The organism is Rhodocyclus tenuis, assembly GCF_014197755.1.
GTDB lineage: Bacteria > Pseudomonadota > Gammaproteobacteria > Burkholderiales > Rhodocyclaceae > Rhodocyclus > Rhodocyclus tenuis.
The window spans coordinates 70,067-93,345 of sequence record NZ_JACIGE010000012.1; the positions used below are offsets into that span (position 1 = coordinate 70,067).

The 23,279-nt window shown below is 65.5% G+C and carries 24 protein-coding genes; 13 read left to right on the forward strand and 11 right to left on the reverse strand.

The window, feature by feature from the left end:
* Window positions 1-44 precede the first annotated feature (44 nt).
* Complete coding sequence (locus GGD90_RS14870) at window positions 45-755, reverse strand: YceH family protein (protein ID WP_228273593.1); 711 nt, start codon at window positions 753-755, stop codon at window positions 45-47.
* Complete coding sequence (locus GGD90_RS14875) at window positions 755-1,489, reverse strand: alpha/beta hydrolase (protein WP_153114769.1); 735 nt, start codon at window positions 1,487-1,489, stop codon at window positions 755-757. The genes GGD90_RS14870 and GGD90_RS14875 overlap by 1 nt, the downstream gene beginning before the upstream one ends.
* A gap of 323 nt (window positions 1,490-1,812) precedes the next feature.
* Between GGD90_RS14875 and GGD90_RS14880 the strand changes: the two genes are divergently transcribed.
* Window positions 1,813-1,974 carry a hypothetical protein gene (locus tag GGD90_RS14880; protein ID WP_153114768.1) on the forward strand — a complete coding sequence of 54 codons (162 nt, stop codon included), beginning with the start codon at window positions 1,813-1,815 and terminating at the stop codon, window positions 1,972-1,974.
* Between the two features lie 41 nt (window positions 1,975-2,015).
* On the opposite strand, the gene GGD90_RS14885 is transcribed toward GGD90_RS14880, so the two are convergent.
* Window positions 2,016-2,546 (reverse strand): GAF domain-containing protein, encoded by a 531-nt coding sequence (locus GGD90_RS14885; RefSeq protein WP_153114767.1) that lies wholly within the window; start codon window positions 2,544-2,546, stop codon window positions 2,016-2,018.
* Window positions 2,547-2,749: 203 nt separating this feature from the next.
* On the opposite strand from GGD90_RS14885, the gene GGD90_RS14890 reads away from it, so the two are divergent.
* From GGD90_RS14890 to GGD90_RS14925, 8 genes are all read left to right on the forward strand, one after another.
* Window positions 2,750-3,163, forward strand: a complete 414-nt coding sequence (locus GGD90_RS14890; RefSeq protein WP_153114766.1) for a CoA-binding protein — start codon at window positions 2,750-2,752, stop codon at window positions 3,161-3,163.
* A 224-nt stretch (window positions 3,164-3,387) separates the two neighbouring features.
* The gene (locus GGD90_RS14895; RefSeq protein WP_153114765.1) at window positions 3,388-4,677 is read left to right on the forward strand and encodes an ABC transporter substrate-binding protein; all 1,290 of its coding nucleotides are present in this window, start codon (window positions 3,388-3,390) and stop codon (window positions 4,675-4,677) included.
* Window positions 4,674-5,540 (forward strand): ABC transporter permease, encoded by an 867-nt coding sequence (locus GGD90_RS14900; RefSeq protein ID WP_184415221.1) that lies wholly within the window; start codon window positions 4,674-4,676, stop codon window positions 5,538-5,540. The genes GGD90_RS14895 and GGD90_RS14900 overlap by 4 nt, the downstream gene beginning before the upstream one ends.
* A 10-nt stretch (window positions 5,541-5,550) precedes the next feature.
* Window positions 5,551-6,354 (forward strand): ABC transporter ATP-binding protein, encoded by an 804-nt coding sequence (locus GGD90_RS14905; RefSeq protein WP_153114763.1) that lies wholly within the window; start codon window positions 5,551-5,553, stop codon window positions 6,352-6,354.
* A 168-nt stretch (window positions 6,355-6,522) separates the two neighbouring features.
* Window positions 6,523-7,539, forward strand: coding sequence for a methionine ABC transporter ATP-binding protein (locus GGD90_RS14910; protein WP_153114762.1), 1,017 nt, complete (start codon window positions 6,523-6,525; stop codon window positions 7,537-7,539).
* Window positions 7,536-8,213 carry a methionine ABC transporter permease gene (locus tag GGD90_RS14915; RefSeq protein ID WP_153114761.1) on the forward strand — a complete coding sequence of 226 codons (678 nt, stop codon included), beginning with the start codon at window positions 7,536-7,538 and terminating at the stop codon, window positions 8,211-8,213. Before GGD90_RS14910 ends, GGD90_RS14915 begins: the two co-directional genes overlap by 4 nt.
* A 112-nt stretch (window positions 8,214-8,325) precedes the next feature.
* Window positions 8,326-9,111 (forward strand): MetQ/NlpA family ABC transporter substrate-binding protein, encoded by a 786-nt coding sequence (locus GGD90_RS14920; protein ID WP_153114760.1) that lies wholly within the window; start codon window positions 8,326-8,328, stop codon window positions 9,109-9,111.
* Between the two features lie 44 nt (window positions 9,112-9,155).
* Window positions 9,156-10,484, forward strand: a complete 1,329-nt coding sequence (locus GGD90_RS14925; RefSeq protein ID WP_153114759.1) for a DcaP family trimeric outer membrane transporter — start codon at window positions 9,156-9,158, stop codon at window positions 10,482-10,484.
* Window positions 10,485-10,564: 80 nt separating this feature from the next.
* Here GGD90_RS14925 and GGD90_RS14930 read toward each other — a convergent pair whose 3' ends face one another.
* From GGD90_RS14930 to GGD90_RS14940, 3 genes are all read right to left on the reverse strand, one after another.
* Window positions 10,565-11,245, reverse strand: coding sequence for an amino acid ABC transporter permease (locus GGD90_RS14930; protein WP_153114758.1), 681 nt, complete (start codon window positions 11,243-11,245; stop codon window positions 10,565-10,567).
* Window positions 11,242-12,000, reverse strand: coding sequence for an amino acid ABC transporter permease (locus GGD90_RS14935; RefSeq protein ID WP_153114757.1), 759 nt, complete (start codon window positions 11,998-12,000; stop codon window positions 11,242-11,244). Before GGD90_RS14935 ends, GGD90_RS14930 begins: the two co-directional genes overlap by 4 nt.
* A 122-nt stretch (window positions 12,001-12,122) precedes the next feature.
* Window positions 12,123-12,950 carry an ABC transporter substrate-binding protein gene (locus GGD90_RS14940; RefSeq protein WP_153114756.1) on the reverse strand — a complete coding sequence of 276 codons (828 nt, stop codon included), beginning with the start codon at window positions 12,948-12,950 and terminating at the stop codon, window positions 12,123-12,125.
* Window positions 12,951-13,205: 255 nt separating this feature from the next.
* Here GGD90_RS14940 and aptA point away from each other — a divergent pair, with 255 nt between their 5' ends.
* The 4 genes from aptA (at window position 13,206) to GGD90_RS14960 (ending at window position 17,470) form a co-directional block, all read left to right on the forward strand.
* Entirely contained in the window at window positions 13,206-14,540 is a 1,335-nt protein-coding gene (gene aptA / locus GGD90_RS14945; protein WP_411841043.1) for an omega-aminotransferase AptA, read from the forward strand.
* Window positions 14,541-14,610: 70 nt separating this feature from the next.
* Entirely contained in the window at window positions 14,611-15,627 is a 1,017-nt protein-coding gene (tauA, locus tag GGD90_RS14950) for a taurine ABC transporter substrate-binding protein (protein WP_153114754.1), read from the forward strand.
* Window positions 15,624-16,529 carry a taurine ABC transporter ATP-binding protein gene (locus tag GGD90_RS14955; RefSeq protein WP_153114753.1) on the forward strand — a complete coding sequence of 302 codons (906 nt, stop codon included), beginning with the start codon at window positions 15,624-15,626 and terminating at the stop codon, window positions 16,527-16,529. Before tauA ends, GGD90_RS14955 begins: the two co-directional genes overlap by 4 nt.
* Window positions 16,526-17,470 carry an ABC transporter permease gene (locus tag GGD90_RS14960; protein ID WP_228273592.1) on the forward strand — a complete coding sequence of 315 codons (945 nt, stop codon included), beginning with the start codon at window positions 16,526-16,528 and terminating at the stop codon, window positions 17,468-17,470. Before GGD90_RS14955 ends, GGD90_RS14960 begins: the two co-directional genes overlap by 4 nt.
* A gap of 152 nt (window positions 17,471-17,622) precedes the next feature.
* Here the strand turns inward: GGD90_RS14960 and GGD90_RS14965 are convergent, their stop codons facing one another.
* From GGD90_RS14965 to GGD90_RS14985, 5 genes are all read right to left on the reverse strand, one after another.
* Window positions 17,623-19,179 (reverse strand): AMP-binding protein, encoded by a 1,557-nt coding sequence (locus tag GGD90_RS14965; protein WP_153114752.1) that lies wholly within the window; start codon window positions 19,177-19,179, stop codon window positions 17,623-17,625.
* The gene (gene sauS, locus GGD90_RS14970) at window positions 19,169-20,614 is read right to left on the reverse strand and encodes an acylating sulfoacetaldehyde dehydrogenase (protein WP_228273591.1); all 1,446 of its coding nucleotides are present in this window, start codon (window positions 20,612-20,614) and stop codon (window positions 19,169-19,171) included. The genes GGD90_RS14965 and sauS overlap by 11 nt, the downstream gene beginning before the upstream one ends.
* Window positions 20,611-21,405 (reverse strand): ATP-binding cassette domain-containing protein, encoded by a 795-nt coding sequence (locus GGD90_RS14975; protein ID WP_153114751.1) that lies wholly within the window; start codon window positions 21,403-21,405, stop codon window positions 20,611-20,613. Before GGD90_RS14975 ends, sauS begins: the two co-directional genes overlap by 4 nt.
* A 1-nt stretch (window position 21,406) precedes the next feature.
* Window positions 21,407-22,192 (reverse strand): aliphatic sulfonate ABC transporter permease SsuC, encoded by a 786-nt coding sequence (gene ssuC, locus GGD90_RS14980; RefSeq protein ID WP_153114750.1) that lies wholly within the window; start codon window positions 22,190-22,192, stop codon window positions 21,407-21,409.
* An 87-nt stretch (window positions 22,193-22,279) separates the two neighbouring features.
* A complete protein-coding gene (locus tag GGD90_RS14985) occupies window positions 22,280-23,269 on the reverse strand; it encodes an aliphatic sulfonate ABC transporter substrate-binding protein (RefSeq protein WP_153114749.1) in 990 nt (329 codons plus the stop codon).
* Window positions 23,270-23,279 lie beyond the last annotated feature (10 nt).

A 23,279-nucleotide genomic window follows, 5' to 3' on the forward strand; every position in this document is an offset into this window, starting at 1 on the left:
GCCGCCGGCCCGCGCACGGGCGCCAGCGTGGCGGCGGGGTGCGCTCAGCCCGCCTTGCCGGAGAGTAGTTGTAGGCTCTCGACCAGCGCGCGCAGTTCCCTGACTTCGCTTTCCAGTACCGCCACCCGTGCTGCCAGATCGTCGTTCGCGCCCGTAGTGGCGTCGCTGCGCGTCGGTGTCGCCGCGCCCGCGTTGTCGGCCGCATTGCCAGCCATATTCGCCGCAGCATCGCCACCGAGCAGCTGACACCAGCGCGTTTCGCGCGTTCCCGGTGCGCGCGGCAGTTCGCGTACCAGCGCTGCCGGCTGCTTTGCCGCCATTTCCTCCAAATAGGCCTCGACCGAGGATATGTCGGCGAAGCCATGCAGACGTTCGGCGTTGAGGCGCAGTTCGCCGGCCGTCTGCGCGCCGCGCAGCAGCAGCACGGTGAGCAGGGCCGACGCCGGCCGCGACAGGCCGAGCGCCTTTTCCATGTGCTGCGCAAAGCGCAGCACGCGGCCGCCGCTGACTTCGCTGACCAGCCCGCGCTCCTTCAGCGATTCGAGTGCGCGCAGCGCGCCGGCCTCGCTGATTTCCAGCACCGGATTGCGGCTGGTTTTCTGGTTGCAGCCGGCGATCAGCGCATTGAGCGAAAGCGGGTAGGTGTCGGGAACCGTGCGCTCCTTTTCACAGAGCGTGCCGAGGATCCGCGTCTCGATTGCCGAGAGTTGTTCACTGCTGTCGTTCATTGTTGCCTCGTTGATGATGGGTGACATCAGTATTGCGTGCCGAGTTGCCGGGTGAGCCAGCCGCCGATGTCGGAGATTTCGTCGTCGCACACGCTATGCGCCATCGGGTAAGTGTGCCACTCGGGCTGGTAGCCTTGCTGGCGCAGGAAATCGCGGGCGCGCAGGCCGAGTGCGGGCGCCACCACGTCGTCCTCGTCGCCGTGCGCGGCGAAGATCGGCAGCTGCGCGTTGGCGGCGCGCGTTTCTCCGCTGATGAGTTCGGATGCCGGCAGGTAGGTCGACAGCGCGATCACGCCGGCAAGCGCGTCGGGGCAGGTCAGCGCCGCCGTGTAGGCGACCGCGCCTCCCTGCGAGAAGCCGGCAAGGACGATCCGCCGGGCCGGAATGCCGCGTTCGACTTCGCGCGCGATCAGCCGGTGGATGCTGGCGACCGAGTCCTGCAGGCCGGCGACGTCGACGCGGCGCTCGTCCGGCGCCAGCGACAGGATGTCGTACCAGGCGCGCATCTCGTAGCCACCGTTGCAGGTGACCGGCTGGTAGGGCGCGTGCGGGAAGATGAAGCGCCCGGACAGCGTTACCGGAAGGCGCAGCTCGGCGACGATCGGCACGAAGTCGCTGCCGTCGGCGCCGAGGCCGTGCAACCAGATCAGCGCAAAGTCGGGCTTGTCGCCGCTCGTCAGTTCAATCGGATGTGCGGACACAGGGTTCTCCGTCGTTGCCGTGGAACGCCGCGCGTGTGCTTCGGCGTCGTTGTCGCGCATGATAGCTGCGCCACGCAGAGCATTGCCGGTCTGGCGCAAAAGGGCGAATTAGCCCGGTCGCCACCCTTGCCTGCGCAAAGTGTCCTGCCCAAAAAATGGGCAGCGCGAAAAAACTCAATGCCGGCAGCGGGATGCGCAACTTGTTCAGGGCTTATCCACAGACTTGTTACGGATTTCTGTGGAGACAACCAGTGTGTGCCTTCAATCGGCCGCTGTGCGGAGTCAGCCGGCCTCGCTGCGCATCGGCGCAGGCTTTGCGCGCGGTGCTGGCGAGATCGGGCAGGGCATGATTTCATAGCGCCTTTCGCCAAGGGAAGCCCGTCATGCAGTGGAGCTGGAAGCCGTTCGTTCTGTTCGTTTTGTTGCCCGTGCTGGGAATCATCGGCTGGGCCACGGCCGCCGGCGTTTTCTGGACGGGGGTCTTTTTCGCCGTGGTCTACCTGATCTTCATCGGCATGGCCAAGTACGTGCTGTTCGACGACTAGCCGGCTCTACCCAGTCTTGCCAGCAGGATGGGCGGGCGCCGTCAGGCCTTGTTTTCTGGACGGGTATCCCAGTCGGTCGCCTGTACCAGTAGCGCCAGCGCAGCGCTCAGTCCTTGCGCATCATCGCCATCGAACCGGGCCGGCAAGGGGCTGTCGAGGTCGAAGACCGCGCGCAATTGCCCATCCACCAGCACCGGCAAGACCAGTTCCGAGCGCGACGCTGCATCGCAGGCGATATGCCCGGCAAAGGCATGCACGTCGGGAACGAGCTGGATTTCAAGCGTTCGTGCACAGGCGCCGCAAACGCCGCGGCTGAAGGGAATGCGCACGCAGGCCACCTTACCCTGAAAGGGGCCGAGTATCAGTTCCTCGTTTCTTGCCAGATAGAAGCCGGCCCAGTTCAGGCCGGGTAGCGCGTTGTAGATCAGCGCAGCGAACTGTGCGAGGTTCGCCAGCCAGTCGCGTTCGCCAGCGAACAGAGACGCCGCCTGCGCCTGCAGCAGGGCGTACGCCGCGCGCTTGGCCGGCGCACTGGACATGTCGAGGGAGGTGCCTGTTTCCGGGTGCGTCATTGTTCGTTCCGTCGCAAGAGGGTTCCCGTTCGCCGTGCTGATTCCGTGTCAGAAGCGCTGCCGGGCGCCAGCGTCATCGACGACCCGCCGGTGTGTAGCGGCAGCGGCCGTGAGCAGGGAATGTATCCCGTATCGGCGTGCCTTGTGGCAGATTAGCCGTCCGCCCTCTCCCGGGCATGCCGGTCAAGAGAGAAAAGGAAGTCATGAGCGACATCAACACCCTGCGTCGCGTCCTGCGCGACTGCCGCACGATTGCTGTGGTGGGTCTTTCCGCCGATGCACACCGGCCGAGTCACGAGGTCGCCAAGTACATGCAGCAACGCGGCTACCGGATCGTCCCGGTCAATCCGAAATACAGCGAGATTCTCGGCGAGACCTGCTATCCGGACCTGCAGTCGATCCCCTTTCCGGTGGACCTCGTCGATGTTTTCCGCAAGCCGCAGGACTGTGTGCCGATCGCCCGGGATGCCGCGGCGATCGGCGCCAGGGCGCTGTGGTTGCAGCTTGGCGTGATCAACGAAGAAGCGCAGCGCATCGCCGAGGCGGCCGGCCTGACGGTGGTGGCTGACCGTTGCGTCAAGATCGAGCATGCGCGCCTGCTTGGCCATTCCGGCTAGAGGTTGGCGAAGCAGGCCACCATTTCCGTTTGCCGCACTCAGGCTCCTGGGCGATCCTGGGTAGCGTCGAAACCGGCTAATGCCGACGCAGCCCGCATGCCTGCTGGCTTATACGATCGAGCGGATAAAATTATCGCAAATCATTCCTTACGCCCGGCCGAGCCTCACCCTTAGAGTTTTCCCTCATTGGCGCATCAGTCGCCCGTTGATCGAGAGGGAAAACCATGCAGACGCAATCGCAGCTTCGCCACCCGTTCCGCAGGCTGGCCGTAGCGCTCGGGCTGGCCGCGACGCTCGCTGGCGGCCCGGTGCTGGCCGCCGAGAAGGCCCAGTTCACCGACTGGGGCTGGCCGCAGCCTTACGAGAAAGTGTCGGAGAAATCGATCAACTGGCTGAAGGACAAAGGCTGGTGGCCGCTGACGGTGGCCTGGCAGCCGCCGTTCTCCGGCCAGAACGCCAGCCTGGTGACGATCAACCGCCTCGACTTCCTTGCCAAGCGTGGCCTCGAAGCGAAGTTCCAGGCGTTCAATTCCGGCCCCGACATCAATGAAGCGATTACCTCGGGCAAGGCGCAGGTTGGCAACGGCGGCAACTTCCCGCTGACGACGCTGATCGACAAGAACGTGCCGATCAAGGTGGTCGGCATCACCGCGCCGAACCTCAAGCACCAGACGATCGTGCCGAACGATTCGCCGGTGAAGAGCCTGAAGGACTTCAAGGGCAGCAATCCGCCGGCGGTGATCGGCATCGTTACCGGCTCGTCGGCCGAGTTCTACTTCCAGATCGCCGCTGCCGAGAACGGTCTCGCCGTCGGCCGCGACGTGGTGCTGAAGAATCTGCCGCTGTCCGAGCAGATCCAGTTGCCCAAGGGCATCGCCGCTGTCGTGCCCTGGGATCTGACGGCCAGCCTGATCACGCAGGAAAAGAAGACCGGTCGTTCGATCGACGTCAGCTATCCGTACAACATCTATCAGGGCAGCTACTACCTGCGTCAGGAACTGGTCGACAACGTTCCCGACGTGGCGCAGGCACTGACCGACGCGCTGATCGAAGCGAACCTGTGGATCCGCCTCAACCCCGAGAAGACCGCCGACCTGCTCGGCGAAGAGCCAAACCTGAAGAACGTGCCGAAGACGCTGCTGCTGCAACAGGTGCAGGAGTACAACAACCTGTACAAGCCGACCTATGTGCATCCGACGCCGGCTTTCTGGGGCCAGGAGAACGCGCGCATCGCGCAATGGCTGAAGCAGGGCAACCGCCTGCAGCGTACGCTGACGGCGAAGGACTACGAAAACGCCTTCGCGCCGCAGTTCGCCGACAAGGCCTTCGCCAAGCTGGGCTGGAAGATACCGACCCAGCCCGCCGCGATTCCGAAGAACTGGAGCGGCAAGGTCGGTCAGCACCCCTATCCCGAGTACGACACCTACCTGACCCTGAAGGCGCCGCAAGCCTTCCCGGAAAAAGGTGACCTGACCAAAGCATGGCAATTCAACGGCAAGAGCTTCAAGCCTTGAGTTCGTCCGAATTGACTGCCGGCCGGCATTCCCGCAGCCCGGGGGATGCCGGTTTCAACATCCAGACGCCGCGCGTGCCCACTTTCCTCAGCCTTTCCCTGCGCAAGCTGCGGCAGTTCGGTTTCGTCTCGCTGCTCATCCTCGCCTGGCAGTACATCAGTGGTGTCTGGTTGCCGGCGGTCGACGCCACTCTGGTAACCCTGCTGCCGCCGCCATCGGCGGTAGCACTGGCCGCTCGCGACCTGATCGTCTCCGGCGAGCTGCCGGCGCACCTGTGGGCCAGCCTGCAACGCGAACTGATCGCCTTCGCTTTCGCGCTGGCGGCGATCCCGCTCGGTATCGCCATGGGCTGGTGGAAATGGGTCAACGAGCAGATCGATCCGCTGATCGAGACGCTCCGGCCGATTCCGCCGATCGCCTGGATTCCGCTGTCGATCCTGTGGTTCGGCATCGGCGACGCACAGAACCAGTTCATCATCTTCCTCGGCATCTTCTTTCCGATCCTGATCAACACCGTCACCGGTGTGAAGGGCATCGAAACCAACCTGATCCGCGCCGCGCAGTCGCTCGGTGCTTCGCAATGGCACATCCTCACGCGCGTCGTGCTGCGCGCGGCGCTGCCGCAGATCCTCACCGGCATCCGCGTCGGCTTCGGTTTCGGCTGGATGGCGCTGGTCGCTGCCGAACTGGTCGGTGCCAGCAGCGGGCTGGGTTTCCTGATCAACGACGCACGCTCGGTGCTGCGTACCGACATCATTCTCGTCGGCATGCTCACCATCGGCTTTACCGGTTTCCTCATCGACACGCTGGTGCGCAAGCTGGCGCGCCGGCTGTTGCCGTGGTCGCTGGCCGCCACCCGCTAAGGATCCACGCATGGGTACCCTGATCGTCGACCGCGTCGGCAAGACCTATCCCGGCAACAAGACCGGGGAGCAGACCGTGGCTCTCGACGGCGTCAGCTTTACCGTCGCCGACAACGAATTCTGCGCACTGCTCGGGCACAGCGGCTGTGGCAAGACGACGCTGCTCAACCTGATCGCCGGCTTTGAGCAACCCGGTAGCGGATCGATCACGCTCGATGGCGTGCCGGTGCGCAGGCCGGGACGTGAACGGGCCGTCGTCTTTCAGGATTACGCGCTCTTTCCCTGGCTGACGGTCGAGGGAAACATCCGCTTCGGTCTGGAAACGCAGGGCAGGATCGCGGCGGGCGAGCGCCAGCGCATCGTCGACGAGCACATCCGCCTGGTCGGGCTCGCCGGTTTCGAGCGGCATCTGCCGCACCAGCTTTCCGGTGGCATGCGCCAGCGCGTCGCCATCGCCCGCGCGCTGGCCACCGACCCGCAGGTGCTGCTGCTCGACGAGCCTTTCGCCGCGCTCGACGCGCAGAACCGCTTGCTGATGCAGGACGAGCTGGCACGCATCTGGGCTTCGGAAACGAAGACGATGTTGCTGGTTACGCACAGCATCGAGGAAGCGATCAGGCTCGCCGATCGCATCGTCGTCCTCAGCCGGCGACCGGGCCGCGTCCGGGAAAACATCGTCGTCGATCTGCCGCGTCCACGGCACGAGGATTCCGCCGGTTTCATCGCGCTGCGCCGTCACATCCGGAATCTGCTCAACGACGAGCCGGCCGATCAACTTGCTGTCGAGGCCGCGAGCGTCTTTCCTCTCGCCTGATCCTGCGGATGCTTATGCGTCCGCAGGCGATATTCATATCGGCATTGCTTCGTTTGGCTGGCGCGGCGCGCGGGCTATCTTCCACTTCCCAACTTCTGGTCCGTTGCTTCCGGCAAGGTGCCGCGGCGGCGGCTCGTGGCCAGCACGCAGCAAGAACACAGGTCACACGTGATAGACATCGAGCACGTCTCCAAGCACTACGTCGTCGACGGCATCGCGGTTCCCGCGCTATCCGACGTCAGCTTGCGCGTCGAACAGGGTGAGGTGTTCGGCATCATCGGCGTGTCAGGCGCGGGCAAGAGCACCCTGGTGCGCACGCTGAACCTGCTCGAACGCCCGGACAGCGGGCGCGTGCTGGTCGATGGCAGCGACATCACGCTGTTCTCCAAAACGCAGCTGCGCAGTTACCGGCGCAAGACCGGGATGATTTTCCAGCATTTCAACCTGATCGGCGCCAAGACCGTTGCCGAGAACGTCCGCTTTCCGCTGAAGCTGACCGGCGAATACACCACGGCTGAAATCGAGCAGCGCGTCGACGAACTGCTTGAACTGGTCGAACTCTCCGGCCATCGCGACAAATATCCGGCGCAGCTTTCCGGTGGCCAGAAGCAGCGTGTCGGCATCGCCCGGGCGCTGGCCAACCGCCCGAAGCTGCTGCTCTGCGACGAAGCTACCTCGGCGCTGGACCCGCAGACGACGCAGTCGATCCTGCACCTGCTGCTCGACATCAACCGCCGTTTCGGGCTGACCATCGTCCTGATCACACACGAGATGGACGTCATTCGCGCCGTCTGCGATCGCGTTGCCGTCCTCGACCAGGGTGTTCTCGTCGAGCAGGGACGTGTCGCCGAAGTGCTGCTGCATCCGCAGCATGCGCTGACGCGCGCGCTGGTGCAGGAAAGTTGCCCGCAGGGCGAGAGTGCAAAGATCAGCGCGCGCCTCAATTTGCCGGGACCTTTGCTGCGCCTGACCTTCCTCGGTGCGATCACGCATCAGCCGGTCCTGCAGCGCATCGCCGCGGCCTTCGCGCTTGGTTTCAACATCATCGAAGGCGTCATCGGCCACATCAAGGAAACGCCCTATGGCCAGATCACCGTGCAGGTGATCGGCGCGGTTCCCGATCTGGCGCGTCTGGAAGCGGCCTTCGGCGAGCACTCGGTGCGTTGCGAGCTGGTCCAGCCATGAGCAGCGAAGTCTTTACCATCCTCGGCTCGCTCGACTGGTCCGACATCGGTCTGGCGACGCTGGAAACGCTGGCCATGGTCGGCGGCTCGCTGCTGTTCACCGTGATCCTCGGGCTGCCGCTCGGCGTCATCCTGTTCCTTACCGGCCCGCGTCAGCCGCTGGCGCACGCGCAGATCTACGCGGTGCTGTCGCTGCTGGTGAACCTGCTGCGTTCGACGCCCTTCGTCATCCTGCTGATCGTGCTGATTCCGTTTACGGTGGCGTTGATCGGCACCTCGATCGGTGTTCCCGGCGCCATTCCGCCACTGGTCATCGGCGCCACGCCGTTCTTCGCCCGCCTGGTCGAGAACGTCCTGCGCGAGGTCGACCGCGGCATCATCGAAGCGAGCCAAGCGATGGGCGCGACGCTGCCGCAGATCGTCTTTGGCGCGCTCCTGCCCGAGACCTTTCCCGGCCTGCTCGCGGCCGTCACCGTCACCGCCATCACGCTGGTTTCGTATGCGGCGATGTCCGGTGTCATCGGCGGTGGTGGCCTCGGCGATCTGGCGATCCGCTTCGGCTACCAGCGTTTCCAGACCGATGTGATGGTCATCACCGTTGCTGTCCTGCTCCTGCTCGTGCAGGTGCTGCAGGTGTTCGGCGACCGACTGGTGCTGCGCTTTTCCCACAAATGAGACGTTTTCCTGCCATGCCACAGAGCACACGCATGCCCCACCGGCACTGTTGATTGCGGCCCCGGAAAGGCCGCTCCCCGCGTTTGCCCTTAACCCGCATAAAGGAAAACTCATGAAAAGCAGGATCTCTCCGCTCTTCGCGGCGCTGTTCGCCTTTGCTGCCTTCTCCGCGCACGCCGAAAGCAAGCTCAGCGTCGCTGCCACCGCCGTACCGCATGCCGAAATCCTCGAGCACGTCAAACCGGCGCTGGCGAAGGACGGCCTGGTACTCGACATCAAGGTGTTCACCGACTACGTCCAGCCGAACGTGCAGGTGGCCGAGAAGAAGATCGACGTGAACTACTTCCAGCATCAGCCCTACCTCGACGAGTTCAACAAGGCCAAGGGCACGCATCTGGTGGCGGTCGCGCCGATCCACGTCGAGCCCTACGGCGCTTACTCGAAGAAGGTCAAGAAGGCGGCCGATCTGCCGAACGGCGCAACCATCGCCATTCCGAACGATCCGTCCAACGCCGGCCGCGCGCTGGTGCTGCTCGAACAGAACGGCCTGATCAAGCTGAAGGACGCGCACAACATCCTGTCGACGGTCAAGGACATCGCCGAGAACAAGAAGAGCTTCAAGTTCAAGGAACTCGAAGCGGCGACGCTGCCGCGCGTGCTCGACCAGGTCGATCTGGCGCTGATCAATACCAACTACGCGCTCGAAGCCAAGCTGGTGCCGACGCGCGACGCGCTGTTCATCGAAAACGCCAACTCGCCCTACGCCAACCTGATCGTCGCCCGTCCTGACAACAAGGACAGCGCCGACGTGAAGAAGCTGGTCAAGGCCCTGCAGAGCGCCGACGTCAAGCAGTTCATCGAGACGAAATACAAGGGCGCGGTCGTTCCCGCCTTCTGAACTACGACGTCAGGCAATCAATATTCAACAAGAGGGGAAAGCACATGACACGCATGAAAACCATCGCGCTGGCGATCTCGACCATCGGCCTGCTCGGCGCGACTGCGCCGGTCTTCGCCGGCGAAGTCGACGAGCTCAAGGCGGCGCTGAAGAAACTGACCGAGCGTCTGGAGCAACTCGAAACGCAACAGAAGGCGCAGGCCACCACCGTTGCGCAGGTCGCCGCCAAGGCGGCGGCGCCCGCGCCGGTGCCGGCCAACGTCGTCACCGCCGGCGACCTGCCGGGTTCGTTCAAGGTGCCGGGAACTGACACCTCGCTGAAGATCTACGGCTATGTGCAGGCCGATGCGACTTACGATCTGAAAGGCACCTTCTCCGATCGTGAAAGCAACGACTGGGCGTCCTTCATTTCCGCCCAACCGCTCGACAAGACGGCAGACGGCAAGCGCAAGAACCAGCTCTACGCGACGGCGCGTACCTCGCGCATCGGCCTCGAAACGAGCACGCCGACGGAGAGCGGTAAGCTGCACACTAAGATCGAGGCCGATTTCAACGCGCCCAACGATTACAGCGGCGAAACCCTTACCAACTCGCAGTTGTTCCGTCTGCGCCACGCTTATGGCGAGCTTGGCAACTTCCTCGTCGGCCAGACCTGGTCGAACTTCGCCGACCTTGGTTCCTACGTCGACTCGGTCGATTACAACGGCCCCGGCACGGTGCCGTTTGTCCGTCAGGCGCAGGTGCGTTACACCTTGCCGCTCAACGCCGGTACGAAGCTCGCATTGTCGGTCGAGAACCCGCAGGCAGTGGCCCAGAACAGCCCGGCGACAACCAGCTTCGACCGCACGCCCGACTTCGTCGCGAACCTGACGACCACCGGCAACTGGGGTCACTTCTCGGTGCGCGGTGTTGCCCAGCAGTATCGCAACGACGCCCATACCAAACAGGGATGGGGCCTCGGCGCGGGCGGCAGTCTCAAGTTCGGGCAGGATACGCTGGTTGCCCAGATCAACGGTGGCAACGGCATCGGTCGCTATACGCTGAATTCGGTCGGTCAGCGCGCCGTCGACGATGGCAATGAAATCCACTTGTGGAAAGCGGTTGGCGGTCACATCGGCTACACGCACGTGTGGAGCCCGACGGTCCGCTCCAACCTGATCGGTGCGTATACCAAGTTCAGCGGCGACAACTATCTCGAAGGCCTCACCGACGTGAACAAGAAGATCACCGAAGCCTTCGTCAATACCTTCTGGACCGTCGCCAAGAACACCGACGTCGGTCTCGAATACGCCTACGGCAAGCGCACCACCTTTGCCGGCGACGACGGCACGCAGAGCCGGATCAACGCCACGGTTCGCTACAACCTGTTCTAAGCCGGTCGGCAGCAACGGTGCCTGCGCCAGCAGCGGCAGGTACATCGATCCCCGCGGTGCGCAAACGCCGCGGGGATTTTTTATCGGCTTGCGAAGCGGCGCGAGACGACGCCGGCGAGCGCGTCGAGGCCCGAGCAGAGGATGAAGTAGATGGCGCCGACGAAGAGAAAGATTTCGGCCGGATAGACCATCAGGCGGCTGTTGACCTGCGCGGCGACGAAGGAAAGCTCGGGAACGCCGACGATGTAGGCGAGCGACGAGTCCTTGATCAGCGACACCCACTGGTTGATGAACGACGGCAGCATCATGCGCAGCGACTGCGGCAGGATGACGTGGCGCAGCACCTGCCAGCGGCTCAGACCAAGCGCCAGACCGGCCTGCCACTGCCCGTGCGGGATGCCGGCAATTCCCGCATGCACCGCGTGGGCGAGATAGGCGCCGCCGATCAACGACAGCGCACAGGCGACCGAAACGAGTCCCGGAACGTCGATGCCGAAGGCCACCGGCAGCAGGAAGTAGGTCCAGAAGATCAGCATCAGCACCGGGATGGCGCGAAAGAAACCGAGCACCAGCAACAGCGCCGAGTGGCCGACGCCGCCTGCCAGCGCCAGCGTGATGCCGAGCAGCAGCCCGAGCACGCCGGCGGCGATCGACGAGATGACGCTGAGCAGCAGCGTCAGCGCGGCGCCGCCGAGCGCGCCATCGGGAAAGGCGCCCCACAGCAGATAGGGCAGGTTGTCGATGAGGATCTGCAGGTTCATGCCGGCCGCGCACTCCGTCGCCGGCGCGAATCCTGGCGCCACTGCAGCCACTGGCCGATCGCCTCGATCGCGGCGATGACCAGGATGTAGAAAATGGTGGCGATGGCAAAGGCCTGGAAGGTCTTGAAGGTTTCGCTCTCGACCTGACGCGAGGCGTAGGAAAGCTCGACCAAGCCGATGGCCATCGTCAGCGACGAGTTCTTGACGATGTTCATGTACTGCCCGAACAGCGGTGACTGCGCGATGCGCAAGGCCTGCGGCAGGACGACGTAGCGGAACACCTGCCAGGGTGTCAGCCCCAGCGCTTCCGCCGAGCGTCGCTGGTGGTCGGGGACGCCGCGCAGGCCGGCGCGGATTTCCTCGGCAACGAAGGCCGTCGAATAGAAGCTGAGGCCGAGCGTCGCGATGAGGAACTCGAAGGACGGCCACGAGAGCCGCAGTTCGCCGTAGAGGCTGAGCGTGTGCACACTGTTCAGCCAGAGCATGCCGGCCTCGGGCAACAGTCCGGGCAGACCGAAATACCAGAAGAACAGCTGCACCAGCAGCGGCGTGTTGCGGAAGAAAGCGACGTAGCCGGTGGCGATACGCGGCAGCAAGGGCAGTGTCGTCGTACGTGCCAGTGCCACGGCGAAACCGAGCAGCGTCGACAGCAGCACGACGATGGCCGAGACGAGCAATGTCATGCCCAGTCCGTCGACCAGCCAGAGCACGTATTTCGCGGCGAGCGGCTCGCCGAAGAGGGAGGCAATGTTCATTGCGTCAACAGCCGCGGGCGCCGCTCGCGCAGTGGCGAGACGGCGCCCGCTGGGGTTGCGGAGCTGCCGTTGCGTCAGGTCCGGTCAAGGACCCGGCGCATGGGGCTGGGCGGAGAAGAGGTTTATTTGTCGCGGATGTGGGCGTCGCCGATCTTGAACAGACGCGGCAGCGGCGATTTGCTGTGCGGGCCGAACCACTTGTCGTAGATCTTCTGCGCGGTGCCGTTCTTTTCCAGTTCGTGCAGCCAGTCGTTGATGGTTGTGGTCAGGCGCGTTTCGCCCTTGGGAATGCCGACGCCTTCGAGCTCTTCGGAGATGGCGAAGGCCGGGATTTCGTACTTTTCCTTGTCCGGCAGCGCGGCGAGCAGCGGCACCAGCTTGGCACCGTCCTGCGTGATCGCCTGCACGTTGCCGTTGCGCAGCGCCGTCAGCGCGAAAGGCGTGTCGTCGTAGGAAATGACCTTGGCCGTCGGATACTTCTCGCGCAGCGTCGTTTCCATCGTCGTTCCCTTGTCGGCGCCGATCCGCCATTCCTTCAGCTGATCGGCGCTCTTCAGCGTGCCCTTCTTCGCCAGGAACTGCTGGCCCGACGCAAAATACGGGATGCTGAAGTCGATGACCTTGGCGCGTTCCTCGGTGATGGTGAAGTTGGCGAAAACCAGATCGACCTTGCCCGAGGTCAGCAGCGGAATGCGGTTGGCCGGGTTGGTCGGTACCAGTTCGACCTTGACGCCGAGCTTCTTGCCCAGTTCGAACGCGTAGTCGACGTCAAGGCCGACGATCTTCTTGCTCTGTTCGTCGACAAAGCCGAACGGCGGGTTGGCGTCGAAAGCGGCGACGCGCAGCACGCCCGCCTTGCGGATGTCGTCGAGTTTGTCGGCTTGGGCGATGCCGGAGGCCAGCGCCAAGCCAAGTCCCAAGCCGAGGAAGATTGCAGCCCGTCGTTTCATGTCCGTCCTTCGCAAAAAGAGTGGCAACGGGGCGAACCTTAACGCGCCGCCATTTCGCGACGAACGAAGAAGAACTGATTTCCTTATGCCGCGCGGTCCGTGCGCCTTGCGCGCGTGCCGATCAGGCGCAAGCCCGCGCCTTATGTCAGAAGTGGATAAGAAAAGACGAATTACTTGCTTCGATCCGCGAGGGCGCTTGCCTAGGATAGGCACTCCGTTTCACCGGACTCGACCATGCCTGCTGCATCCGCAAGCTTGCCTGGGCGTGATCCGGGAGGCCCCGGCGCAAACCCACTCGCCGAATACTGGCTTCCGTTCACGCCCAACCGTGACTTCAAGAAATCCCCCAAGCTGGTGGCTCGCGCAGAGGGGATGTACTACTACGACCCGCAGGGGCGGCCGATCATCGACGGCGCTTCCGGGCTGTTCGCCAGCGCCGCTGGCCACGGCCGGCCCGAGATCGCCGATGCGGTTGGCCGGCAGCTGCGCGAACTCGATTTCACGTCAAGCTTCTATCGCAGCCATCCGCTGGCCTTCGCGGCCGCGCACGCGATTGCGCAGCTGACGCCGGAGCGGCTCGATCGCATCTTCTTCGTCAATTCGGGTTCCGAAGCCGTCGATACGGCGATGAAGATCATCCTCGCCTATCACCGCGCGCGCGGCGAAGGGCAGCGCACGGTGTTCATCAGCCGCGAACGCGCTTACCACGGCGTCAATTTCGGCGGCGTTTCGCTGTCCGGGCTGGTCAACAACCGCCGTGCCTTCGCCGGCGTCGCCACGCCGGCACCGCTGCTGCGCCACACCTGGCGAGCGCAGAGTGCGTTCAGCCACGGTCAGCCGGATACCGGCGCTAACCTCGCCGACGATCTGCAACGCCTGATCGACGTGCATGGCGCCGAGAACATCGCCGCTGTTTTCGTCGAGCCGATTGCCGGTTCGACCGGCGTGCTGGTGCCGCCGCGCGGCTATCTCGAACGTCTGCGTGCGATCTGCGATGCGCATGGACTGTTGCTCGTCTTCGACGAAGTGATCACCGGTTTCGGTCGTACCGGCAGCGCCTTTGCCGCGCAGAGTTTCAAGGTGCGGCCTGACCTGATCACCATGGCCAAGGCGATCACCAACGGTGCGCAGCCGATGGGCGCCGTCGCCGTCGACCGCAGGATTCACGATCAGGTCGTCCATTCGGCAGCCGAAGACAGCATCGAGCTGTTCCACGGTTACACCTGGAGCGCGCATCCGGCGGCCTGCGCGGCCTGCGTCGCGGCGCTCGACATCTACGCACGCGAACAGCTGTTCGCGCGCGGCGCCGAACTGAGCGCGTATTTCCAGAAGCGCCTGTTCAGCCTCGCCGATCTGCCGGTGGTCACCGATATCCGCGCTTACGGCCTGCTCGCCGGCGTCGAACTGGCGCCGGACGGCAAACCCGGCCAGCGCGGCTACCGCCTGCAGAAAGAGCTGTTCGACGCCGGCCTGCACCTGAAAACCACCGGCGATGTCGCCATCCTGGCGCCGGCACTGGTTGCCGAGCCCGCGCACATCGACGAGATCGTCGACGTGCTGCGCCGCGTCCTCGAATGTCATTCGGCCTGAGTCGGCGGCGACCCGGGCCTGCGCAAACTCCCTACTCCCGATACTCCCGAATCCAACAGCAGGAATCATCATGACCAGCAAACGGCATTTCATCCTCGGCTCGCTCACCTTGATCGCCGGCCTGCTCTCCGTTCCGGCCCTGGCCGAGCAGAAGGAAGTCACCATCGCCTACCAGGACATGGTGGTGCCCTGGCGCGTTGCCCACGAAGCCGGCGAACTGGAAAAGGCCACCGGCTACAAGATCAACTTCCGGCAGTTCGCCGGCGGTGGCGACGTCATCCGCGCGCTCGCCTCCGGCCAGGTGAGCATCGGCGAAGCCGGCTCGGCGCCGATCGCTGCGGCCGTCTCACAAGGCCTGCCGATCGAACTGTTCTGGATTCTCGACGACATCAACGAAGCCGAAGCGCTGGTCGCGCGCGACGGCAGCAACGTGAACTCGATCGCCGACCTCAAGGGCAAGAAGATCGGCGTTCCCTTCACCTCGACGACGCACTTCCACACACTGGTCGCGCTGCAGCACGCCAGGGTCAATCCCAACGACGTGCAGATCGTGAACCTGCGTCCGCCGGAAATCGCTGCCGCCTGGGAGCGTGGCAACCTTGACGCGACCTTCATCTGGGACCCGGTCCTGTCGAAGGTGAAGAAGAGCGGCAAGCTGCTGACCACTTCCGGCGAAATCTCGAAACAGACCGGCAAGACGACCTTTGACGGCATCGTCGTCAATCAGGCGTGGGCGAAAGACAACGCCGATTTCCTCGTAAAGTTCGTCAAGGTGTTGGCCAAGGCCGACGAGAACTACCGCAAGAACAAGGCGAAGTGGACCGCCGACTCGGCCGAAGCCAGGGCCGTCGCCAAGGTTTCCGGCGCCAGGGTCGAAGACGTGCCGACGACGATCGCGCTCTATCGCTTCCCGACGCTCGAAGAGCAGGCATCGTCGCGCTGGCTTGGCGGCGGCCGCGACGGCGGTGCCGCGCAGTCGCTGCTGGCAACGGCCAACTTCCTGAAATCGCAGGGAACGATCGCCAACGTGCTCAGCGACTACTCGGCGAACATCAATCCGGCCTACGTGCAAAAAGCGGCGAAATGAGTCTTGCCGCGACGCTCGCACTGGACACCGTTGCGACTGACGGTGTTCAGCGTAGCGCGATCGACCGCGCCGAGTCCCTGAGCGCGTCGGCTGCAGGTGCCGCGAGCGCGTCTGCGGCCGGGCCACGTCCGGCGCTGTCGATCCGCAACCTGTCGGTGCGTTTCGCCGGCAAGGGGCACGACACGCTGGCGCTGGCCAATGTCGACCTCGACATCGCTGCCGGCGATTTCGTCGTCGCGCTCGGCGCTTCGGGCTGCGGCAAGACGACGCTGCTGTCGTGCATCGCCGGCTTCATCGAGCCTTCGGCCGGCGAGATCCTGCTCGGCGACCAGCCGGTACGCGGTCCCGGCGCGGAGCGCGGCGTCGTCTTTCAGAAACACGCGCTGATGCCCTGGCTCGACGTGCTCGGCAACGTCGAGTTCGGCCTGCGCATGCGCGGCATCGACGCGGCGACACGACGCGCCATCGCGCTCGAGAAGATCCGCGCCGTCGGCCTCGAGGGCTGTGCCGGGCAGCCCACCTACAAGCTCTCCGGCGGCATGCAGCAGCGCGTCGGCATCGCGCGTGCGCTGGCGGCGAACCCAGAGGTGCTGCTCATGGACGAGCCGCTCGGTGCGCTCGACGCGCTGACGCGCGAACAGATACAGGAGCTGATCCTCAAGCTCTGGCATGCCGAAGGCAAGATGATCTTCTTCATCACGCACAGCGTCGAAGAAGCGCTGTTTCTGGCGACGCGGCTGATCGTCATGACGCCGTCGCCGGGACGCATCCTGCACCGCTTCGAGCTGCCTTTCTCGCGCCGCTACATCGAGTGCGGCAACGCGCGGCAGGTCAAATCCGACCCCGACTTCATCCGCGTGCGCGAAGAAGTCCTGACGCTGATCCACAGCAGCCATCATTGAAAAAGCCTCCCGTGTCGCCGCCCGATAGCGCCAGCGCGCTGGCTGGATTGCCGCCGCAGGCGGACATCAGGTCCGCTTCACCGCCGCAGCCAGACGCAGCGGGAGCCGCGAACACGTCAGTCGCGTCCAGCGCGGCAGAGCTGCCGCTGGCCCGCAGCCACGACTTCCCGGCGACGGGCAACTGGCCGCTGCTGTCGCTGGCGACGGCATTGCTGATGCTGTTCCTGTGGTGGGTCAGCACCGTCACCGGCTGGCTGCCGCCGCTGGTGCTGCCGTCGCCGGCTGCCGTCGGCGACGCCTTTCTCGCCGCGCAGCGCGGCGAGCTGCAGGGCGGGCACAGCCTGTTCGAGCACTTCGCCTGGAGCACCGGCCGTGTTCTCGCCGGTCTTCTGCTCGCCTGTGTGACGGCGATTCCGCTCGGCCTGCTGATGGGCGTCTCGCGGCTGGCGCGCAGCGTCTTCGACCCGCCGATCGAGTTTTACCGGCCGCTGCCGCCGCTCGCCTACCTGCCGCTGATCGTCATCTGGTTCGGCATCGACGAGACAGCGAAAGTGCTGCTGATTTACCTCGCCTGCTTCGCGCCGCTGGTTGTCTCGGCGCGTGCTGGCGTGCGTTCGGCGTCCGCCGAGCAGATCAACGCCGCGCAATCGCTCGGCGCGACGCGCTGGCAGGTGCTGCGGCACGTGATCCTGCCGGCGGCGCTGCCGGAAATCCTCACCGGACTACGCATCGCCGTCGGTTTCGGGTGGACGACGCTGGTCGCCGCCGAACTTGTCGCCGCCACCGTCGGCCTCGGCCAGCTGGTGATGAACGCGTCGAACTTCCTGCGCACCGACATCGTGCTCATGGGCATCCTCGTCATCGGCACGGTTGCCGGCGTGTTCGACCTGATCATGCGCCAGGTCGAACGCAGGCTGGTTCCCTGGAAAGGGCACAGTTGAGATCATCCGCAGCCGGTGCGCGTGCCTTGGACGCGAAGCGCGAGCGTGGCCCTGCCGCGCCTCATTCGATCGCGCCGCTTCGCGCAGTCTCGTGCCGCGCCTGTGGGCGCCGCTCGTGGACAATGGCCGGCGCAGACTGCGCGCGCCCGGAACTAGTCCTCTTGCAGACGCAGCCGCTGCACCTTGCCCGACGGCCCTTTCGGCAGCTCGCTGAGAATGCGGATGGCGCGCGGGGTCTTGAAGCGCCCCAGCTCGCGCTGGCAGAAGGCGCGCAACTCGGCTTCGTCGCTGGCCAGGCCGGGCTTGAGCACGACGCCGGCTTCGATCTCCTGCCCGTAAGCCGCGTCGGCGACGCCGAAGGCCGCCGCTTCGAGAACCGCCGGGTGCTTGAGCAGCGCCTCGTCGATCTCGCGCGGCGCGATGTTCTCGCCGCCTTTGATGATCAGTTCCTTGAGCCGCCCGGTGATGAAATAGAAACCGTCGCCATCGCGATAGCCGAGATCGCCGGTGCGCAGCCAGCCGTCGCTGCTGATGGCACGCGCCGTTTCCTCGGGCGCGCGAAAGTAGCCGCGCATCACGTTGGCGCCGCGGATCTGGATCTCGCCGGCGGCGCCGTCGGGCAGTACCGTGCCGCTGGCCAGGTCGACGATCCGCGCCTCGTTGCCGAACGCTTGCCCGGGGCTGCCGATCTTCCGCCGTTCGGCAGCGAGCGGATTGCTGAATACCGGCGCCGCCGTCTCGGTGAGGCCCATCGTTTCGATGATGCCGATGCCGAAACGCGCTTCGAACGCGCGGTGATGCTCGGGCGACAGCGGCGCCGACGCCGAACGGCAGAAGCGCAGGCGCGTGAGGCCGAGTCCGCCGGCACTCGGGTCGGTACCGTCGAGCAGATAGGCGATCATCGTCGGCACCACGTTCAGCCAGGTGCAGCGGTAGTCGGCGGCCAGCGACCAGAAGGCGCTGGCGCTGAAACGCCGCGGCATGAGCAGGCTGCCGCCGTGCTGCAGCGTCGCCAGCACGGTGACGATCTGCGCGTTGATGTGATAGAGCGGCAGCACTGCCAGCACGCGGTCGCTGACGCCGAGCGCGTGCGCCGCGCTGACGAAGCGCGCGCCGGCACAGACGTTGGCGTGCGTCAGCACGACGCCTTTCGGGCGGCCGGTGGTGCCCGAGGTGTACATCAGCAGCGCAGCGTCGCCGGCTGCGGGTGCCGCGCTTTGCCGGTACGGCGCCTCCGCCGCCGAGTCGGGCATCGCGACTTCGCCGTCGGCGTCGACGACGACGAGTTCGGCGGCACTGCCGGAAAGCGCGAGTGCTGCCCGCGCCGTCGCCGCCTGCTCGCTGCCGGCAAAGATCAGGCGGCAGCCGGAATGTTCGATCACCCAGGCGAGCTGTGCCGGCTGCGCAAGCAGGCTCAGCGGCGTGACGACACGCCCGGCGGCCATCACGCCGACGAACAGCGACACCGCCTGCAGGCCGTTCGGCAACAGCAGCGCCACGCGCTCGCCGCTGGCGACGCCATGCGCCTGCAGCAGCGCGTCGACCGTCGCGGCGGCTTGCGCTAGCCCGGAAAAACTCAGCTGCCGGCCTGTTTCCGGCGCGATCAGGTAAACGGCGTCGGGCGACTCCACCGCGCGCCGTTCGAGTAGCGCGCGTACCGTCTGCTGGCCGGCTTTTATGCCGACTTCGCTGTCGGCCTCAACGTCCATAGCGCTGCCAGTAGTCGGCGAAGAGCGCGTCCTCGCTTGCCTCGCGCGGCGCGATCGGGCGCACGATGCGCGTGATGTTGAGGAAGTGGCGGTAGTTGAGGTTGTCGGAAAAGCTGTTGCCGCCCCAGCTGCCGCAGCCCATCGACAGCGAGAACGGCAGCCCGTTGTCGAAGGCGCCGCCGACGGCGACACAGTGCGTCTGCTCGACGATGACACGGCATACCGGCAGTTCGAACCCGAGGCGCAGGATTTCAGCGTCGCTGGCGCCATGCACGCCGACCGAATGGCCCTTGCCCTGGTAGTCGTAAATGGCGCGCACTTGTGCGATGGCCGCGTCGAAATCGGCGACGCGATAAAGCGTCAGTACCGGCGACAGCTTTTCGCCGGAGAAGGGGTGCTGTGGCCCGATCGCCGTTGCATCCTCTTCAACCATGATGAAGCGCGCGCTCGCGTAATCGGGCGCGGTCAGCCTGGCGAGCGTCGCCAGCCGTGCCGCCGCCTGCGCGACGAAGGCCGGCGCCAGCTTGCCGTCGGGGAACATCGCCCGCTGCAACTGCGTCTGTTCGGCCACGCTGGCGAGCACGCCGCCCTGTCTACGCAAGGCATCGAGCAGTGGGTGCCAGGCCTCGTCGACGATGACCAGACTGTTTTCGGACGAACAGCTGGTGGCGTGGTCGAAGGTTTTCGACTCGGCGATGCGTGCCGCAGTCGCGGCGAAGTCGGCGGCGGGCGTGACGATCGCCGCCACGTTGCCGGCGCCGACGCCCAGTGCCGGCGTACCGCTGGCGTAAGCGGCGCGAACATTGGCCGGCGAGCCGGTGGCGACGACCAGATCGGCCTGACGCATCAGCTCGGCGGCGACGGCCTTTGACGCCGGTGGCGGCAGCATCTGCACCAGATCGCGCGGTGCGCCGACCTTGTCGAGTTCGTGCCAGACGTAGCCGAGCAGGCTGGCACAGGTGCCGGCGCCTTTCGGCGAGGGCGCGAGAATGATCGCGTTGCGCCCCTTCAAGGCGTTGATCAGATTGTTCGCCGGTGTCGCCGCCGGGTTGGTCGAGGGCGTGATCGCCGCGACAACGCCGACCGGGCGTGCGATTTCGCAGATGCCGGTGCGCGGGTCGTCGCTGAGCACGCCGACCGAACGCGCACCGTGCAGGTCGCGCAGGAGGCCGAGCGTCTTGCGCCGGTTCTTGCGCAGCTTGTCGGCGACATTGCCGAGCCCGGTTTCGCGCACCGCCTGTTCGGCAAGCTGCCGGTTGCGTCCGGGTTCGACGATCGCCCAGCCAGCCGCCGTCACCACGCGATCGACGGTTTCCTGATCGGCGTCGGCAAAAGATTCCTGTGCGGCGCGCGCACGTGCGATCAGCGGACTAACGATCGCCGCGACGTCGCGGTCTGCCGCTGCGGGCAGCGCGCCTGCTGCCGGATCGCTCACGCGCTCGCCTCGCCGTCGCGCGCCAGTACGCGCTGCAATACCTGTCCCTCGAAGGCCGCGAGCGCGGCGCGGTCGCCCTCGCCACGCGCACGCGGTCGCGGCAGCGGGATCCGCAGGTCGAGCGTGATCGCACCGTTTTCGATCAGCACCACGCGGTCGGCCAGCGCCACCGCTTCGGCGACGTCGTGCGTCACCAGCAGCGCGGTAAAGCCCTGCTCGCGCCACAGACCTTCGATCAGTCCCTGCATCTCGATTCGCGTCAGCGCGTCGAGCGCGCCGAGCGGTTCGTCGAGCAGCAACAGCCGCGGCGAATGCACCAGCGCGCGCGCCAGCGCCACGCGCTGCCGCTGGCCGCCGGAGAGGATCGCCGGCCAGTCGCTGGCGCGCTCGGCCAGCCCGACCTGCGCCAGTGCTGCCTGCGCCACCGGTCGCCAGTCGCCGGGCAGGCCGAGACCGACGTTGTCGAGCACGCTTTTCCACGGCAGCAGGCGCGCTTCCTGGAACATGACGCGGGTGTTGGCGTGCAGCTGCCGCCGCGCCTCGCCGCCGACCTGCAGCGTGCCGCTGTCCGCCTGCTCCAGCCCGGCGACATGGCGCAGCAGGGTACTCTTGCCACAGCCGCTGCGGCCGACGATGGCGACGAATTCGCCGGCGGCGATGTCGAGGTCGAGCCCGCGCAGCACCGCCTGCGGGCCGTAGGATTTGCGCAGTCCACGGGCGGCGATGGCGACGCCGTGCGTGTCGCGGTCGACACGGCTCACGATGCCGTACTCGGTTTCGTTGCTCTGCATCTCATGCCCCCGCGCGCTGGAAGTTCGGGTTCCAGCGCAGCCAGCGCCGCTCGAGTCCCTTGGCGGCGACGTCGGCGAGTTTGCCGAGAATGGCGTAGAGCAGGATCGCCAGCACCACCACGTCGGTCTGGAAGAACTCGCGCGCGTTCATCGCCATGTAGCCGATGCCGCTGCTGGCGGCGATGGTTTCGGCGACGATCAGCGTCAGCCACATCACGCCGAGCGCGAAACGCACGCCGACGAGGATCGACGGCAGCGCGCCGGGCAGGATCACTTCGCGGAACAGCTGCCAGCGCGACAACCCGTAGGCGCGTCCCATCTCGATCAGCTGCCGGTCGACCGAGCGGATGCCGTGGAAGGTGTTGAGGTAGACCGGAAACATCACGCCGAGGGCAATGAGGAAGAGCTTGGCTTCCTCGCCGATGCCGAACCACAGGATGACCAGTGGCGTCAGCGCCAGATGCGGGACGTTGCGCACCATCTGCACCGAGGTGTCGAGCAGCTGCTCCATCAGGCGCGAAGTTCCCGTCCAGAAGCCGAGCAGCAGGCCGACCAGCGCGCCGACGGCGAAGCCGGCAAAGGCACGGCCGCAGCTGATCTTCAGGTGGTCGAGCAGCTCGCCCGAGGCGGAAAGGCGAACGAACGCACTACCGACGTCGAGCGGCGCGGGCAACACGCGCGAGGAAATCCAGCCAAGCGAGGCTCCCGCCTGCCAGCCGAGGATGAGCACGACGGGCAGGCACCAGGGCACGAGCTTCTCAAGCAGGATCGAGGACGTTTTTTTCATATTCCGGGGGCTCTCGCCACTGAGGTCAGCCTGGGCAGCGACACCGAACGGCGCCTGCGCCCTGGCTGAGCACTAAGTCCTGGCGGCCTATTTGCGGCCCTTCCAGATGTCGTTTTCGCGGACATCGATTTTCTTCGGAAGCAGCTTTTCCTCAGTAAAGGCGTCGGCGATCTTCTGCTGTTCGGCGATGGCTTTTTCGTCCACCAGCGCCACGCCGTAGCTGCGCCGGCTGTTGGCCAGTTCGACGGTGGCAGCATCAAGTCCGATCAGCGGCGCATGGAATTCGGCAGCTTCCTTCGGGTTCTTCTTGATCCACTCGCCGGTCTTGCGCAGTTCATCGACCACTTTCTGCAGTACGTCGGGGCGGTTCCGGGCATAAGGCGTCGATGCCAGGTAGAAGCGGCGATAGCTGACGTCGACCTTGCTGCCGTCGGTCAGCACGCGGGCGTTGCTCTTGTTCTGCACGGTGGCGAGGAAGGGATCCCAGATCGCCCAGGCGTCGATGGCACCCTTCTCGAAAGCGGCACGGCCGTCGGCCGGTTGCAGGTAAGCGACATCGACATCCTTGAACTGCAGGCCTGCCTTGTCGAGCGCCTGCAGGGTCAGGTAATGCACGCCCGCCGCTTTGGCCAGACCGATCTTCTTGCCCTTCAGGTCGCCGACGTTCCTGATCGGCGAATCCTTGGCGACGACGATTGCCTGCGCCGTTGGCGACGGAAGTTCCTGCGCCAGATAGGTCAGCCGCGCGCCGGCCGCCTGGGCAAACAGCGGCACGGGTTCGGCGACGTCAGCCGAAAGATCAATGCTACCGACGTTGACGCCTTCGAGGAGCGGCAGGCCCGAGGAAAACTCGTGCCACTGCACCTTGACGCCGAGCGGTGCCAGCACCTTTTCGAGGGTGCCCTGACCCTTGAGGATGATCAGCAGCGACGAGGATTTCTGGTAGCCGATGCGTAGCAGGTCGTCGGCGGCAAAGACCGGCAGCGAAGTGAGGCCGAGGCCGAGGCTCAGGCTGGCGGCGGCGAGGAAGCGGCGGCGCAGCAGGCTGGGGGTGGCGGTTTCCTTGTTCGATTTCATCAGTCTTCTC